The organism is Microbacterium azadirachtae, from assembly GCF_025583665.1.
Lineage (GTDB): Bacteria > Actinomycetota > Actinomycetes > Actinomycetales > Microbacteriaceae > Microbacterium > Microbacterium azadirachtae.
Genome location: NZ_CP099706.1, coordinates 3,090,484 through 3,107,082 on the forward strand (window position 1 = coordinate 3,090,484; position 16,599 = coordinate 3,107,082).

The following is a 16,599-nucleotide window of genomic DNA, read 5'->3' on the forward strand; positions in this document are numbered from 1 at the left end:
GTAGACGACTCGGGTGACGGGCAGGGCCAGTCGATCAGGTTCCGGATCAAAAAGCAAGCATTGCTCGGTTTTAGCCGCGAGGCCGGGGATCCCGAGATAGTCTCGGGCCATGGCACGACGGGGCTCGTATGCGAAAGGGATCGCGAAGCGTGAGGAGATCCTGCGCACCGCGCTGGCCGTGATCGCCCGCGAGGGGTACCACGGCGCCTCCGTGAAGGAGCTCGCCGAGGCGGTCGGCCTCAGCCAGGCCGGCCTGCTGCACTACTTCGACAGCAAGGACGAGCTGTTCGTCGAGATCCTGCGCACGCGCGACGAGATCGACCTGGCCGATCATGCCGAGGCGGCGGGGGCGGATCTGGACGACCTGCGCGACGGATACCTCGACATCGTGCGCCACAACGCGCAGGTGCCGGGGCTCGTCGAGCTGTTCACCCGCCTCGCTGCCGACGCCGCCGACCCCGAGCACCCGTCCCGCGCGTTCTTCGCGGAGCGGAGCGCGGGCCTGCGCGCCCGCTGGGCGGCCACGATCGCCGAGGCGCAGGCGGCCGGCCGACTGCGTGCCGGGATCGATCCCGTGCTCGCCGCGCGGCTCCTGCAGGCCGTCTCCGACGGCGCCCAGATGCAGCTGCTCGTCGAGCCGGAGCTCGACATGGCGGCCCTCATCGAGACGCTCTTCGATCTGCTCCAGCCGCCGGGCGAGTGAGCGTCACCCCTCCTGCAGCGGATGCACCGACGCGTAGGCGTCGGGCTGGTCGCGCGACGGGGTGTCGAACACCCGCGCGATCCCGTCGCGGTCGTACCTGGTCCATCCCGGATCCCCGGCGGCGATGAAGGCGACCGCGGCCCGGTGCACCTCGTCGGCGAGGGCCTGCGGCGGGTTCGGACCGGCGAGCGGCACCATCGCAGGGCCGTCCAGGCAGTCGAAGAAGAACGGCACGTCGAGGCAGTGCTCGGCGAACCCGAACGTGCCGGACGGCCAGGAGAAGCGGTAGACCCACGTCGGCGCGGTGCCGCGGTCGGCCACGATCCGCAGGATCGCGAGGCGGAACATCCGGTCGGTCAGCACGCGCCCCGCCAGGCGCGCCTTGCCCTTCGCCACCACGTCGGCGTTCGCGGCGAGGTACGCTCTGCGCACCGGCTTGGCGACGCCCAGCTTGCCCAGCAGCATGCCGGTGGGCACCCAGCGCAGCGCCTTCGCCGCATCCCCCATCGCCATCGTGAACTCGTCGTCCGTCGCGCCGAGCACGAGGGGCTTGCCGGATCCGACACCGGCCCGCAGCGACTCGGGCGTCGGCCGCAGCAGCAGCTCGCCGTCGACGCTCGGGCCGAGCGGCAGCCCGTCCTCGACGATCGACGACATGTCGCCGCCCTCGAAAGCGGTCGCCTTCTTCTGCAGCTCGAGCACGCGGTCCTGATCCAGCGCCGACCAGCCGGCCCGCGTGGGGGCGACGCCGGCCGTCGCCGCCAGCGACCGCCCGAAGGCCTCCGCACGCTCCGCCGAGACATCGGCGAGCGCTCCGGAGATCGCGTAGACGCCGTGGAACAGGTGCTGCGCCCTCTCCATGCCGAGCAGCGTCAGCACCGCACCTCCGCCGGCGGACTGCCCCGCGATCGTGACCCGTGCAGGGTCGCCGCCGAACGCCGCGATGTTCTGCTGCACCCACTCCAGAGCCAGCAGCCAGTCGCGCACGCCGCGATTGGACGGCGCGTCCTGGATCCACCCGAAGCCGTCGAAGCCGAGCCGGTACGAGATCGTCACCGTCACGACGCCGTCGCGGGTGAAGTTGCGCCCGTCGTACCAGGGGCTCGCCGGGGAGCCCGCGAAGTACCCGCCGCCGTGGATGTACACGAGCACCGGCAGGCCGGAGCCCTCCGTCCCCTCTTCTCCGGGGATCACGGGCGTGTACACGTTCACGTTGAGCGTCGAGTCCCCGTCGATGCTGGGCTCGGGGATGAGCGTCACCCCGGGGTCGCCGCGCTGGGCGGTGGCGCCGAACTCGGCGGCGTCGAGCACGCCCTCCCACGGCGCCTTCGGCACGGGGGCCGCGAAGCGCCGCTCGCCGACCGGCGGCTCGGCGAACGGGATCCCGAGGAACGCCGCGGAGCGCAGGTGTCCGCGGGGACCGGATCCGGGCGGTGTGGTGTCGCGCCATCGGCCGCGCACGCGGCCCGCGCGCGTCTGCACCTCGGGGTGCCGTTCGGCCGCGGGAGCCGTGGTCTCTTCTGCGGTGGTCTGGGTGTTCTCCATCGGGTGTCCTTTCGTGGAGGAGGCGGGGCTACTTGACGCCCTTGATCGGGGCGATGGCGACGGCCCCGAGCACGGCGAACACGATCGCGAAGACGAACAGCACCGGGTAGCCGCCGAAGGATCCGATGATGATCGCCGCGATCGGCGCGCTCAGCGCCTGCGGGATGTTGGTGGCGACGTTCAGGATGCCGAGATCCTTGCCCGCCGAGCCGCCCTCGTCGGGCAGCACCTCGGTCATGAGCGCCGCATCCACCGACATGTAGAGGCCGAAGCCGACGCCGTTGACGATGCTCATCAGGATCATGCCGGTCATGTTCGGCATGATCAGGGGGAACGCGAGCCCTGCGGCCATGACGACCGTGGCGGCGTAGATGAACACCTTGCGCCGTCCGACCCGGTCGCTCCACCAGCCGGACAGCGCGATCGCGATCAGGGTGGGCACGAACGCGACGAGCGTCAGCGTCATGACCGCTCCCTGGGCCTCCTGCAGCGGCAGCCTGATGTAGTCGGTGAGGATGTAGAGCTGATACGCGGAGACGACGAAGTACCCGAGGATCAGCAGGAACCGGCCGGTGAACGCCCAGAAGAAGTCGGGGTGCCTGCGCGGATCGATCCAGAAGCCCCGGAAGAACGCGCTCCAGCGGAACGGCTCGACGACCGCGTCCTTCGAGGACCAGTCCTTGTTGAGCAGTGCGAAGAGGATCGTGACGACGATCACGGCGATGCCGAAGACCGAGTAGCCGAGGCCGAGCTGCGCACCGAGTCCGACCGCGAGCATGACGCCGACCGTCATGCCGAGCTGCGTGCCCAGGCCGATCATCGCGCTCGCGCCGCCGCGCTTGGCACGGGGGAAACGGTCGGCGGTGATCGTGGTCAGCGGGGACTGCAGGAAGTTCAGGGCAACCTGGATCACCACCCAGAACACCGTGATCCACATCAGGTCCTGCAGCGACCCCATGCCCAGCAGCAGCACGCCGCCGATCAGCGCGCCGAGCACCATCCACGGGACGCGCCGGCCGAAGCGGGAGCGGGTGCGGTCGCTGAGGGCTCCGGCGATCGGCTGCGCGAACAGGGTGAAGACGAAGGAGGTCGTGGTGACGATCGCGAGGTTCGCGACCTTGTTCTTCTCGTCCAGCAGCAGGATCTGCGTGGGCAGCAGGATCGCGATGAGTCCGCCGTAGGTCGCGAACAGGGTCATCGAGGCGATCAGCAGGCTCGGCAGCAGCCGCTTGGTCGCGGGCGGGCTCGCCGCAGGCTCCCCCGCCGCGGGCGCGGTGGCGCGGATGAGCCCGGTCGGTGCGATCTCGGCGGCGGGATCGGGAGGGGTGATGGTCATGGTGATGGCTCCTCGTCGAGCGGATCGGGGGCGGATCCAAATCCCGAATCACGTTTGGTTTCTGGATCCGTGACGATTGTCGCATCGAAACCTGAACGTCGCAAGGCTTTCAGGTGCAGAACCCGATGCTTGTTCGCGTTTCATGACGGACGGATATCCTTGCTCCATGGCCAAACGGGGGGCGTACGCGAAGGGCGTCGTGAAGCGCGAGGAGATCCTCGAGGCCGCGCTCGAGATCGTCGGGCGACGCGGCTACCGCAACGCCTCCGTCCGCGAGATCGCCGACGCCGTGGGCCTGAGCCCCGCCGGGCTGCTGCACTACTTCGGCACCAAGGAGCAGCTGTTCGTCGAGATCCTGCGGGCTCGCGACCGGCGCGACACCGCCTCCGACGACGAGCTCGAGTTCTTCGACGCCTTCCTCGCCGTCGTGCGGCACAACCCCGAGGTGCCGGGCCTCGTGCAGCTCTACACGCAGCTGCAGGCCGAGGCGGCCGATCCCGGGCACCCCGCACGCGCGTACTTCCTCGACCGCACGGAGGAGGTGCACGCCGCCGCCCGCACGGCCATCACCGCAGGCCAGCGCGAGGGGCGCATCCGCGCCGACCTGGACCCGGAGTGGATCATCCGCGCCGGGCACGCGCTCGCCGACGGGCTGCAGAACGCGTGGATGCTGGATCCGACGATCGACATGGCCGCCGACGTCGAGCAGTTCTTCGCCCTCCTGAAGCCCTGACCTTCTGCCCTCGACCGCTGAGCGAGCGCAGCGAGACGAAACGCCCCTCACGACGGGCGGATACGCTGATCGGGTGACCGCCGACGCGCCCCTCGCCCAGACCGACGCCGGTGCGGTGCGCGGCTTCTGGCGCGGCGAGCCCGGGACGCCCGGCGCCTCCGCGGCCTTCCTCGGGATCCCCTTCGCCGCACCGCCCACCGGCGGACGACGCTTCGCCGCACCTCAGCCGGCCGAGCCGTGGTCCGGGGTGCGCGACGCGACGGCGTTCGGGCCCACCGCCCAGCGCGGTGACAAGGGCGAGACGCTCATCCCCGAGCCCAGCATCCCCGGCGCCGCGACGCTCAACGTCAACGTCTTCACCCCGGCGCTCGACGGCGCGCTGCCGGTCATGGTGTGGATCCACGGCGGCGGCTACGTCGACGGCTCCCCGGCGAGCCCCTGGTACGACGGCGCCGCGTTCAACCGGGACGACGTCGTGACGGTCACGATCTCCTACCGCCTCGGCTTCGACGGCTTCGGCCTGATGGACGGCGCCCCGCCCAACCGCGGCGTGCTGGACTGGATCGCGGGGCTGGAGTGGGTGCAGCGCAACGTCGCGGCCTTCGGCGGGGATCCGGGCCGCGTCACGATCGCCGGGCAGTCGGCCGGCGGCGGCGCCGTGCTGACGCTGCTCGGACTGGAGCGCGCGCAGCACCTGTTCCACGCGGCGATGGCCTTCTCCCCCGCGCTGGCCGACGTTCCGGCCGATCTCGCGCGCCGCCGTACGGCCCGGCTCGCGCAGCTGCTCGAGCTGGACGGACCGCCGACCGCCGACGCGTTCCGCACCGTCCCCGAGCGTCGGGTGATGCAGCGCCAGCCCGTCGCGGCGCTGCTGGGCGCGACCGGACTCCGCGCCGTGCTGGATCCGCTCGTCTCCGGCCTGCCCTGGGGCCCGGCGATCGACGGCGAGGTGCTGCCGCAGCCCGCCGTGGAGGCGCTGCGCGCCGGGATCGGATCCGACAAGCCGCTGCTGCTGGGCGCCACCGACGACGAGTTCACCATGACGCTGGATCGGGCCCCGCGCGCCCTGCGCTTCGTGCCGGCAGGACTCGCGCTGCGGCTGCTGACGCGCGACCGCCCCCTGCGCCGCGCCTACGTCGCCGCGAACCGGGCGCAGCGCCGCCGTGGCACCCCGGCCCTGCTCGGGCGGTTCGTGACCGACCGTGTGTTCCGCTCGCTCGTCGTGCGCACGGCTCGGGCACGCGGCGATGCGCCCACCTGGACCTACCGGTTCGCCTGGGTCTCACCGGCGAAGGGGTGGTCCTGCCACTGCCTCGACGTGCCGTTCTGGTTCGACGTGCTCGACGATCCGTTCGTCGAGCGCCTCGCCGGCCCCACCCCGCCGCAGCACCTCGCGACCGAGATGCACGCCACGGCAGTGCGGTTCGTGACCGAGGGCGACCCGGGCTGGCCTTCCTGGCGGACGGATCCGGGCCTCAGCCGCGTCTTCGGCGGGGAGCCTGCCGAGCCCGTGCTGTCCGCGACCGCCTACGACGGCGCGCTGCCCCTGGCCTGACGCCGGCACGACGAACCCGCCGTCCGAGGGGAGCGGGACGGCGGGTCCGGGTCTCAACGGGGCGCGTGCCCCGGGGAGGATCCGATCAGGCGATCGGATCCAGGAGCGGGATGTCGTGACGGTGCGGGGTGCCGAAGCGGTGCGCCGTGACGGAGACCGCCTGCTCGCGCAGGAACGCGAGGATCTCCACCCGTCCTGCGGCGACCACCGGGTTCGCGTACAGCGCGAGGCTCGGCGAGCCGTCCACGGCCGCAGCGGTCTCGGCGGCGGTCGCGCCGATGAGGCGCACCCGTCCGCCGCGGGCCGCGAGGCGCCGGGCGTGCGCGGCCCAGGCCGCGGCGTCCTCGGTGGCGACCGTGACGTCCTGCGTCCCGAGCCAGGTGGTGACGGATCCCGGCAGCGGCGCAGGGGTGCTGACCGTGACGCGGGCGCGGGCGCGGCGACCCGCGGCCACCACGCGCACCAGCTCGGCGACCCGGTCGCCCTCGAAGCGCACCGTGACCGGCACGGCCTGGTAGCGCAGCGCGTTCTGCTCGGTCACGAGACCGGTCGCGTCGCGCACCACGCCGAACTCCTCGGCCCACGCGTCGATGTCGGTCGCGAGCGCCCCGCGCAGCCAGGCGATGTCGGTGTCGCCCGCCGGTCCCTGCCCTTCGAGGGTCTCCGGGACCGAGCGGACGGCGGCGAGCGCACCGACGGCGGAGGTCGCCAGGGCGTCGAGCTCGCGCGTCGTGGTCACCGGCGCGTCGGTCCACTCGGACAGGCCCACCAGGTAGTTCGGGCCACCGGCCTTGGATCCGGCGCCGACGGCGGCCTTCTTCCAGCCGCCGAACGGCTGGCGCTGCACGATCGCCCCCGTGGTGCCGCGGTTGACGTAGACGTTGCCCGCCTGGATGGAGGCGAGCCACTGCTGGATCTCGTCCTCGTCGAGGGAGTGCAGGCCAGAGGTGAGGCCGTAGTCGATGTCGTTGACGATGTCGATCGCCTCGGCGAGCGAGTCGGCGGTCATGATGCCGAGCACCGGGCCGAAGTACTCCACGCGGTGGAACTCGCTTCCACGGCGCACGCCGTCACGGATGCCCGGGCGCCAGAGCTGACCGGCGTCGTCCAGCTTCTCCGGCTGCAGCAGCCAGCTCTCCCCCGCGTGCAGCGTGGTGAGCGCGCCGAGCAGCTTGCCCTCGGCAGGGCCGATGAGCGGGCCGATGCGATTCGAGCCGTCCACGGGCGAGCCCACGTCGTAGGCGCGCACGGCGTCGACGAGCTGACGGCGGAACCGCTCCGAGGTCGCGGCCGAGCCGACCAGCACCACGAGCGACGCGGCGGAGCACTTCTGCCCCGCGTGGCCGAACGCGGCGTACGCGACGTCCTTCGCGGCGAGGTCGAGGTCGGCCGAGGGGGTGACGATGATGGCGTTCTTGCCGCTTGTCTCGGCGAGCAGCGGCAGATCCTGACGGAATCCGCGGAACAGCTCCGCCGTCTCATAGCCGCCGGTGAGGATGACCCGGCCGACGGCGGGGTCGCTCACGAGCTTCGCGCCCAGGTCGGAGCGCGCAGGACCGTCGAACTGCACGTACTGCAGCACCTCGCGCGGCACGCCGGCCTCCCACAGCGCCTCCACCATGACGGCGCCGGAGCGGCGGGCCTGGCGGGCGGGCTTGATGATCACCGGGGAGCCGGTGGCGAGGGCGGAGAGGGTGGATCCGGCCGGGATCGCGACCGGGAAGTTCCACGGCGGGGTGACCACGGTCAGGCCCACGGCGTGCATCTCGGCGCCGTCCACGTGGGCCAGCTTCTTGGCGCTCTCGGCGTAGTAGTGCGCGAAGTCGATGGCCTCGGAGACCTCGGGGTCGCCCTGCTCGATGACCTTGCCCGCCTCGGATCCCATGACCTCGAGCAGCTCGGCGCGGCGGGCCTCGAGCACGTCGCCGGCCTTGTGCAGGATCGCGGCGCGGCCCTCGGCGCCCAGGGCGCGCCAGGCCTCGCCCGCCGACACGGCGGCGGCGATCGCGGCGTCGACCTGCTCCGGCGTCGACAGCGTGTTCGCCGCGACGGTGTCGTCGCCGAGGGTCGAGCCTGCCATGCGCGCGCGAATGGCATCGCCCCAGGCGCGGTTCGCGGCGAGCGACGGGTCGGTGTCCGGCGTGTTCTCGAAGCCGTCCGTCGGGGCCGGGGCGGCGGGGGCCGTGCGGTCCTGGATCCGGTTCGGGCCGGGGACCTCGGCCGGGACGCTCCGGACCGACGCGAGGAAGCGCTCCTTCTCGCGCTCGAAGAGGGCCGGATCCGCATCCAGGTCGAAGACGGCCGACATGAAGTTCTCCTGCGAGGCCCCCTCCTCCAGACGGCGGATCAGGTAGGCGATCGCCACGTCGAACTCGTCGGGGTGCACGACCGGCGTGTACAGCAGCAGCGAGCCGACGGTGCGCTTGACGACCTGCGCCTGCGCCGAGGCCATGCCGAGCAGCATCTCGAACTCGACCCCCTCGGTGACGCCGCGCTTCTGCGCGAGCAGCCAGGCCAGCGCGATGTCGAAGAGGTTGTGACCGGCCACGCCGATCCGCAGGTTGCCGATGTGCTCCGGGCGCAGCGCGTACTCGAGCACGGCCTTGTACGAGGCGTCGGACTCCTGCTTGGTCGACCAGGTCGCCAGCGGCCACCCGTGCGACTCGGCGTCGACGGTCTCCATCGGCAGGTTGGCGCCCTTGACGACGCGCACCTTGATCGGCGCTCCGCCGTCGGCGACACGCTGCGCCGCCCACTCCTGCAGGCGGATCATGGCCCCCAGGGCGTCGGGCAGGTAGGCCTGCAGCACGATGCCGGCCTCGAGGGTCTTGAACTCCGGACGGTCCAGGATCGAGGTGAAGACCGCGATCGTGAGATCGAGATCCTTGTACTCCTCCATGTCGAGGTTGATGAACTTCGGCGAGCCGGGGGTCGCTGAGGCACTCGAAGCGCCCTTGGCGGAGATCCGGTACAGCGGCAGCAGCGCCTCGGCGGCGTCGGCGACCGCGGCGTCGAACGCCCACGGGCTGTGCGGGGCGACGGTGGAGGACACCTTGATCGAGACGTAGTCCACGTCGTCGCGCTCGAGCAGGCGACGGGTGCCCTCGAGACGGCGCTGGGCCTCCTCGCGGCCGAGGATCGCCTCGCCGAGGAGGTTGATGTTGAGCTTCACGCCCTGGGTCTCGCGGATGTGCGCGATGGCCTTGCCGAGCTTCTCGTCGCGGGCGTCCACGATGAGGTGGCGCACCATCTGGCGCAGCACGGTGCGCGCGGCCGGCACGACGACGCCCGGGACCATGCCCGCGGCGAGCCCGCCGAGGCCGATCGCGCCCTTCATCGGCGCGGGCAGGAAGCCGGGCGTGAGCGGCACGAGCTCCTTGAGCTTCGCCGCCGCGACCTTCAGGTCCTCCGGGCGCACGACGCCGTCGACGAAGCCCACGGTGAAGTCGAGGCCGTTCGGGTCGCGCAGCACACCGGCGAGACGCTGGCCCGCGGCGTCGACGGGCACCTCGCGGCTCTCCACGAGCCAGGTCTTGACGAGGGCGACGGCGTCGTCGGCGAGGGCGGAGAGATCGTCGCCGTTCGCGCGGTCCCTGAGGCTCTCGGAGGGCAGGGACCGGTCGGTGGACACAGTGCTTTCGGTGGCGGTCATGGTTCCTCGTGGGGGTCGGGGTCACGCGCACGCGCGCGGGGATGCTCCCAGCATGGAGCCGACTTCCCTGCAGCAAAAGCGATCATTCGTGACGAGTATCATTCGAATTATCCGAATGAAGGAGGCTGACCGTGCTGGAGCTGCGCCGGCTGCGCCTGCTGCACGAGTTCGCGCTGCGCGGGACGATCGCGGAGGTCGCGCAATCCCTGTCGTACAGCCCGTCGACCGTCTCGCAGCAGCTGGCCCTGCTGGAGCGCGAGGCCGGCGTCGCCCTGCTCGAACCGGACGGGCGCCGGATCCGGCTGACGCCGGAGGGGCGCGCCCTCGCCGCGCACGCCGCCCGCGCCCTCGAGCTCGACGAGCAGGCCAGGCAGGCGCTCGCCCAGGCACCCGCCGAGGCGGTGCGCATCAGCGCGATGCCGACCGCGGCCGAGACGATCGTGCCCGCGGCGCTCACCGCCCTGGCCACCACGCATCCGCACCTGCGCGTGCAGATGACCGAGGCCCCGCCCGAGGAGGGCCTGTTCGAGCTGACGGCACGGCGCTTCGACCTCGTGATCGCCGAGCAGTACCCGGGGCACACGCGCGAGCGGCACCCGGGCAGCGTGCACGAGCTGATCGGAGAGGACCCGATCCGCCTCGCCCTGCCGTCCGGCGACCTCCCCGTGTCCCTCGATCGCCTGCGCGACCGCGCCTGGGTCATGGAGCCCGTCGGATCCGCGGCCCGGCAGTGGGCGGTGCAGCAGTGCCGGGCCGCCGGGTTCGAGCCCGACGTGCGCTTCGAGGCGGCGGATCTGACCGCGCACGTGCGGCTCATCGAAGCGGGCCATGCCGTCGGGATGCTCCCCGACCTCATCTGGGGGGACGCGCCCGCGCGGGTCACGCTGTCCGAGCTGCCCGGATCCCCCGTGCGGGAGGTGTTCACCGCGGTGCGGGAGTCGACGCGCGCCTCCGAGGCGATCGGCGTGGTCCGCGCGGCGCTGGCCGACGCATTCGCTCAGCATCGGCGGCCGCACCGCTGAACGGCCCCGCCGCCGGCCCGTCGGGGCCTTCGGCACCCTCGCGCGACGATCTGCACACCACTCGACGATCTGCACATGATCACCCCCGATCGGCGTGCGGATCGTGACACCGTGTGCAGATCGTCGCAGCCTCGTGCCCCGGATGCCACGCACACCTGGCCACATCCGTGACATCGGATGTTTCCTCCCCGTCCATCTCCGCTCCCTAGGGTCCCGAGGGTCCTCGACTCCGAAGGTCCCGACTCCGAAGGAAGCGCCCGATGCACGATCACGACGCACCGCACCGCCACGCCCTCGACGCCGAGCTGCGCACGCTCGGATTCTCGCGCCGCGAGATCCTCCGCACCGCCGGCATCGCCCTCGCCGCCGGCGGGCTCTCGGCCTTCGGCGGTGCAGGAGCGGCGATGGCCGCCGCCCCTGCCTCCCGTCCCGCCGCCGACCCGCAGCTGTCCTGGCTCGTGGGCGACCATCACGTGCACACCCAGTTCAGCCACGACGCCAAGTACCGCATGGCCCAGCAGCTCGACGCCGCCCAGCACTACGGGATCGACTGGCTCGCGTTCACCGAGCACAGCAACTTCGCCCACGCGGAGCGCGGGCTGCCCACCGCGCGCGACCTCATCCAGCAGGAGCGCGACGCCCGCGGGATGCTGATCTTCCAGGGACTGGAGTGGTACATCCCGGCAGCCGAGCACGCCTCCGTGCTCATCGCCCCCGGAGCGGACGACATCCGGATCCTGCGCGCCTTCGAGCTCGCGTGGGACGGCAAGCTCAACGGCTGGGACAAGCCCCAGGATGACGCGCAGGCCGCCGAGTACGGCCGTCGCGCCACCGAGGCGGTCGCCTGGCTGGGTGCGCAGAAGGCCGCCGGCGCGATCGGCGACGCCGTGGTGCTCGCGAACCACCCCATGCGGCTCGGCATCGACTCCCCGCACGAGATCCGTGCGTGGAGGGACGCGGATCCCGCTGTCTTCATCGGCATGGAGGGCGCACCCGGCGCACAGGGCTCCGCGATCAGCCAGAACGCGGGTCCCGGCGACCAGCGCGGAGAGTACGTCAACGCCCCGCGCCCCGACAGCTGGGCGGGCTACCCGGCCGACGCCTACCGTCCCTACGGCGGATTCGACTGGGCGACCGCCACCGTCGGCGGCCTCTGGGACGCGCTGCTCGCCGAGGACCGCCCGTTCTGGATCACCTCGAACTCCGACAACCACCTCACGGTGAAGGACACTTGGCGGATCGGCGACTACCCGGCCGGTGAGCCCTACGCCAGCCTGCCGAGCGAGTTCGATCGCTGGGCGGTGCGAGGGATGCGGCCGGATCCCATCGACACCGGCGTGCCCCAGGGCGGCAGCGACTTCTGGCCGGGGCAGTTCTCCCGCCTGCACACCGGCGTCACGACCCGCTCCTACGCCGGTGTGCTCGAGGCGATGCGGCTCGGTCGCATGTGGGTCGATCACGGCCATCTCCTGAGCGGTCTGGACGTCCGCGTCGGTGCCACGATGCCCGGCAAGGGCACCGGACGCGGCAAGGGGAACGGCGGCGGCTGGGGCAATGCCGCGGGCACCACCGTGACGCTCGGCGGCCGGCTCACGGCGAAGCGCGGGCAGGACGTCGTCGTCACGATCACGGTGACGGCGACGGAGGACGTGAACGCCGCCGGGATCCTGCCGCAGCTCGCGCACGTCGACGTCATCGCGGGCCCGCTCACCGGCCCCTCGTCGGACGCCGATGCGATGCGGGCTCCCGAGACGCGTGTGGTGCGCCAGTTCGACACCACCGGCCGTCGCGGCACGTTCACCCTGACGCACGTGTTCGAACGGGTCGACCGGCCGTTCTACCTGCGACTCAGGGGCAGCGACGGCAACCGCCACGGCGCCGGCTACTACGGCGCGTCGGTGGATCCCGCCGGCCCGCAGCGGCACGGCGACGGCGAGGGCGATCCGTGGAAGGACACCTGGTTCTACGCCAACCCGGTGTTCGTCGACGTGCGCTGACGAAGGCGCCTCCGAGCTTCGGGCGGCGCGTCGCACCGCCCGAAGCAATGGCTCAGGGCTCCTGCACGGTCGCGTGCGGGATGCGCTCGCGCATCACGCGCACGGCCTCGGAGCTCACGTCGACGAGCAGGGCGTCGCGACCCAGAGCGGACGCGACGGCGCCGGTCGTGCCGGATCCGGCGAAGAGATCCAGAACCCGGTCGCCACGACGGCTGGACGCCTGCACGATGCGACGCAGGATCCCCTCGGGCTTCTGCGTCGGGTAGCCGGTCTTCTCGCGCCCGGTGGTGGGAACGATCGTGTGCCACCACACGTCCGTCGGGAGCTTGCCGCGCTCGCGCTTCGCGGCGCTCACCAGGCTCGGCGCCATGTACGGCTCGCGCTCGACGTCGTCGACGTTGAACACGTGCCCTCCCGGCGTCTTGACGTAGACGAGGATCGTGTCGTGCTTGGTGGGCCAGCGGGTGCGGGGCTTCGCGCCGTAGTCGTAGGCCCAGATGATCTCGTTCAGGAAGCACTCCCGACCGAACACCGCGTCGAGCATGACCTTCGCGTAGTGCGCCTCGCGGTAGTCGAGGTGCAGGTAGAGCGTGCCGTCGTCGGCGAGGAGCCGCCAGGCCTCCTCCAGCCGCGGCATGAGGAAGTCTCCGTAGTCGTCGAACCGGTCGTCGTAGGCGTGCAGCAGCTCGCGCACCCGCTCGTAGCGGTGCCCATGGAACCCGTGGTTCACTTCGCGCCCCGGTACCGAACGCAGGAGATCCAGGGTGCCGTCGGTGTTCGTCCCGCGGGATTCCGCGGATCCAGGTTCGCCGGCATCCGGGATCTCCTGCGTCGTGTCCGCCGGACGGTCGGCACGGCGGCTGGAGACGACATGCCGCTCCTGCGTGCGACCGGTGTTGAACGGCGGATCCAGGTAGATCAGCGTGAACGCGGAGTCCGGCAGGGTGCGGGCGACGTCGAGCGCCTCCCCGTGCACGATCTCGACAGCCCCGATGCCCGGCGCGGGCGACGCCGCCCTGACGACCGCGGACGCTTCGACAGGCTCAGCGACCGGCGTCGGCTCAGCGACCGGGGTCGGCTCGGCGACCGGCTCTGGAGCGCCGCTCACGGGACGCGGTGCAGCCACGCCTCGGTGCCGAACTTCGTGCGCACCAGCTCCTCCGCGGCCTCGTACTCGTCGGCGGAGATCGCGCCGTCCTCGGCGCCCGTGAGCGAGCGGAACGTGCCCTTGAAGCGCTCGATGATCTCGGCGCGGGTGAGCCCGGTCTGACTGCGCAGCGGATCCACGCGCTTCGCGGCGGAAGCCGTGCCCTTGTCGCTGAGCTTCTCGCGACCGATCCGCAGCACCTCGGTCATCATCTGGCCGTCGATGTCGTACGACAGCGTGGCGTGGTGCAGCACGCCACCGTTGGCGAGCCGCTTCTGCGCGGCACCGCCGATCTTGCCGCTGGGTCCGGCGATGTCGTTGAGCGGCTGGTAGGTGGCGTCGATCCCGAGCGAGCGCAGGGCCTGCAGCACCCAGTCGTCGAGGAACGCGTAGGAGTCGGCGAAGGTCATGCCCTGCACGAGCGACGCCGGCACGTACAGCGAGTAGGTGATGATCTGGCCCGCGGCCATCATCATCGCTCCGCCGCCCGAGATCCGCCGCACGACGTCGAACCCGTGCGCGGCCGCGCCCGCCGGATCCACCTCGTTGCGATAGGACTGGAAGGATCCGATCACGACCGCGGATTCGTCCCACTCCCAGATCCGCAGCGTCGGGCGGCGCCGCCCCTCGCCGACCCGGGTGGTGAGCACCTCGTCGAGCGCGAGGTTCATGCGCGGGGACACCGCCTTCTCGTGCAGGATCTCCCAGTCGAAGTCGCGCCAGCCGGGCGCGGTCACGAGCGCCCGTCGCACGGCCGTGCCGACCGCCTCGGGCGTGAGTCCCAGCAGCTGGGCGCCGTCGGGGAGCGCCGCGCGCACGGCGGCGGCGATCCCGGAGGCATCGGTCTCGACCGGCAGCCCCGTGACGGCGGCGTTGATGTCGTCGAGCGCGTCGTCCGGCTCGAGGAAGAAGTCGCCCGCCAGCCGGAAGTCGGCGATCGCGCCGTCCGTCACCTCGAAGTCGACGACGACCAGCTTGCCGCCAGGAACCTTGTACTCACCGTGCACCGCTCCAGCCTACGCGGCGCGGGACGGGCGGCGGCGTGCGGGCAGCCCGGTCGTTCTGCAGGGAGGCCGGGGCGTTCTGCAGGGCTCGACGGCCGAAACGGCGCCCGATCCGCGGAACGGCGAGGAATCCCCGGCGACGCCCCTGCAGAACACGGCGGGGTCCCTGCAGAACGGCTCGGTTGGGGATCCGCCTCAGTCCCGCGACGGGATGTGCTTGTCCAGCCAGGCGAGCAGATCCGCCCGCACCTCCGCCTGCTGCAGCTCGTTGAAGATCTCGTGGCGCGCATCCGGGTACACGAGCGTCGTCACGTCGCTGAGGCCGGAGCGGTTGCGGTAGTCGTCGGCCAGACGGTGCACGCTGCGCGGCCCGCCGACCGGATCGTCCCGGCCGACCATCAGCAGCACCGGGACGTCGCGCGGATAGTCGCGGTGCGGGCGGCCGTAGAGCCGCACGGCCTCGATCGGGCCGAACAGCTTCAGCAGCGGCACCTCGGTCGTGAGCGGGTCGGCGCGGAACTCCGCCCATACGGCGGGGTCGCGGGACAGCCACTCGAGCCCGTGGGCGTCCGGACCCTTCCACCGGGCGTTGAGCGGCATCGAGTTCAGGTCGCTCGGGGTGCGATGGGCGGATCCGGAGAGGACGACGGCGTCGTACGCGTCGGGGTGCGCGTCGAGCACCATCTGCGAGAGGAACGACCCCCAGGAGTGGCCCAGAAGGACGAGCGGGAGCCCGGGGTTCTCGGCGCGGATCAGCTCCGTGAGCTGCCAGACGTCGGCGACGACCGCCCGCAGTCCGCCGGGACCGAGCCGTCCGAGCCGGGACGCGTCGCCGTGCTGCTTCATGCCGGTGCGCCCATGTCCGCGGTGGTCGTCGGCGTACACGATGAACCCGGCCGCGGTGAGCTCGGCGATCAGGCTGCCGTAGCGGCCCGCGTGCTCCCCCACGCCGTGCAGGAGCTGGACGACGCCTCTGGGCCTCACGCCGTCGGCGACGGGATGCACGTCGTAGACGATCGCGATGCCGTGTGCGTCGGTGAACTCGGCGGTGCGGGACTCAGCCATGCCCCTGAGTCTACGGATCCGGCACCGCGACCGCGTTCGCGCGTCGGCGGATGACGGGCTCAGAGCCCGAGGGCGGTGCGCACGGCCTGCGCCTCCGCCAGCTCGGTGACCTCGTGCCCGCCGCCGTCGTCGGCCGCGGATCCCATCCGCACCGAGCCGGAGGCCGCCACCGTGCGCTTGGCGGAGAAGTGCAGGGCGTCGACGCCGGTCGCCGCGATCTCGGCGGCGTTCTCGGCAGTGACGCCACTGCCGGCCATCACCTGGATGCGCCCGTCCGCGGCCGCGACCAGAGCGCGCAGCATGTCCCGCCCGTCCCTCGCGGCGGAGGCGCCGCCGGAGGACAGCACCCGGGTGAGCCCGAGCGAGACCGCCGTCCGCAGACCTGCGAGGGGATCCGGCGTCACGTCGATCACGCGGTGCAGGGTGACCTCCGCGTCGGCGCGCACGTCGCGGGCCGCGTCGCGCAGCCGGGCGAGCGCATCCCCGTCCAGGACTCCGTCCACCCTCTGCGCGCCGATCACGACACCCGTCGCGCCGTGCGCGAGCATCCACCGCACGTCGCGCACGGCGGTGGCGATCTCGTCGGCGTCGTAATGGAAGCCGCCCGCGCGCGGGCGCACCAGCACGTGCACCTCGACGTCGGGCCCCGCCCCGCGGGGCGACACTGCCGCCTCGACGGCGAGCTCGAGCGTCGCGGGCGAGGGCGTCAGACCGCCCAGCGCGAGTCCCTGCGTCAGCTCGACGCGGCGGGCGCGGACCTCACGGGCCACCCGCACGCCCGCGAGGTCCTGGACGGCGAGTTCGAGGGCGAGCGGCACCCGTCCATTGTCGTGGCAGCGG

At 72.3% G+C, this 16,599-nt stretch carries 12 protein-coding genes; 5 read left to right on the forward strand and 7 right to left on the reverse strand.

The features are described from left to right. The first annotated feature begins 109 nt into the window (after positions 1-109). Complete coding sequence (locus tag NFX31_RS14685; RefSeq protein WP_262956056.1) at positions 110-703, forward strand: TetR/AcrR family transcriptional regulator; 594 nt, start codon at positions 110-112, stop codon at positions 701-703. A 3-nt stretch (positions 704-706) separates the two neighbouring features. On the opposite strand, the gene NFX31_RS14690 is transcribed toward NFX31_RS14685, so the two are convergent. Then, on the reverse strand, positions 707-2,248 hold the full coding sequence (locus NFX31_RS14690; RefSeq protein WP_262956057.1) for a carboxylesterase/lipase family protein: 1,542 nt from the start codon (positions 2,246-2,248) through the stop codon (positions 707-709). 28 nt (positions 2,249-2,276) lie between these two features. After that, the gene (locus NFX31_RS14695) at positions 2,277-3,584 is read right to left on the reverse strand and encodes an MFS transporter (RefSeq protein WP_262956058.1); all 1,308 of its coding nucleotides are present in this window, start codon (positions 3,582-3,584) and stop codon (positions 2,277-2,279) included. Between the two features lie 166 nt (positions 3,585-3,750). Between NFX31_RS14695 and NFX31_RS14700 the strand changes: the two genes are divergently transcribed. Further along, a complete protein-coding gene (locus tag NFX31_RS14700; protein ID WP_262956059.1) occupies positions 3,751-4,317 on the forward strand; it encodes a TetR/AcrR family transcriptional regulator in 567 nt (188 codons plus the stop codon). 73 nt (positions 4,318-4,390) lie between these two features. Next, complete coding sequence (locus NFX31_RS14705) at positions 4,391-5,872, forward strand: carboxylesterase/lipase family protein (protein ID WP_262956060.1); 1,482 nt, start codon at positions 4,391-4,393, stop codon at positions 5,870-5,872. An 85-nt stretch (positions 5,873-5,957) separates the two neighbouring features. On the opposite strand, the gene NFX31_RS14710 is transcribed toward NFX31_RS14705, so the two are convergent. Beyond that, positions 5,958-9,524 carry a bifunctional proline dehydrogenase/L-glutamate gamma-semialdehyde dehydrogenase gene (locus NFX31_RS14710; RefSeq protein ID WP_082071976.1) on the reverse strand — a complete coding sequence of 1,189 codons (3,567 nt, stop codon included), beginning with the start codon at positions 9,522-9,524 and terminating at the stop codon, positions 5,958-5,960. Between the two features lie 131 nt (positions 9,525-9,655). Between NFX31_RS14710 and NFX31_RS14715 the strand changes: the two genes are divergently transcribed. Together NFX31_RS14715 and NFX31_RS14720 are read left to right on the forward strand one after the other, a co-directional pair. Further along, positions 9,656-10,546, forward strand: a complete 891-nt coding sequence (locus tag NFX31_RS14715; protein ID WP_045249200.1) for a LysR family transcriptional regulator — start codon at positions 9,656-9,658, stop codon at positions 10,544-10,546. 260 nt (positions 10,547-10,806) lie between these two features. Beyond that, positions 10,807-12,543 carry a PHP domain-containing protein gene (locus tag NFX31_RS14720; RefSeq protein WP_262956061.1) on the forward strand — a complete coding sequence of 579 codons (1,737 nt, stop codon included), beginning with the start codon at positions 10,807-10,809 and terminating at the stop codon, positions 12,541-12,543. Between the two features lie 52 nt (positions 12,544-12,595). On the opposite strand, the gene NFX31_RS14725 is transcribed toward NFX31_RS14720, so the two are convergent. From NFX31_RS14725 to NFX31_RS14740, 4 genes are all read right to left on the reverse strand, one after another. Next, positions 12,596-13,669: a DNA methyltransferase gene (locus NFX31_RS14725; RefSeq protein ID WP_420847415.1), complete on the reverse strand. Its 1,074-nt coding sequence runs from the start codon at positions 13,667-13,669 to the stop codon at positions 12,596-12,598. After that, positions 13,648-14,697 carry a lipoate-protein ligase LplAB gene (locus NFX31_RS14730; RefSeq protein ID WP_045249198.1) on the reverse strand — a complete coding sequence of 350 codons (1,050 nt, stop codon included), beginning with the start codon at positions 14,695-14,697 and terminating at the stop codon, positions 13,648-13,650. Before NFX31_RS14730 ends, NFX31_RS14725 begins: the two co-directional genes overlap by 22 nt. A 192-nt stretch (positions 14,698-14,889) precedes the next feature. Continuing rightward, complete coding sequence (locus NFX31_RS14735) at positions 14,890-15,759, reverse strand: lysophospholipase (protein WP_262956062.1); 870 nt, start codon at positions 15,757-15,759, stop codon at positions 14,890-14,892. A 59-nt stretch (positions 15,760-15,818) separates the two neighbouring features. After that, positions 15,819-16,577 (reverse strand): copper homeostasis protein CutC, encoded by a 759-nt coding sequence (locus tag NFX31_RS14740; RefSeq protein ID WP_045249196.1) that lies wholly within the window; start codon positions 16,575-16,577, stop codon positions 15,819-15,821. Positions 16,578-16,599: the final 22 nt, after the last annotated feature.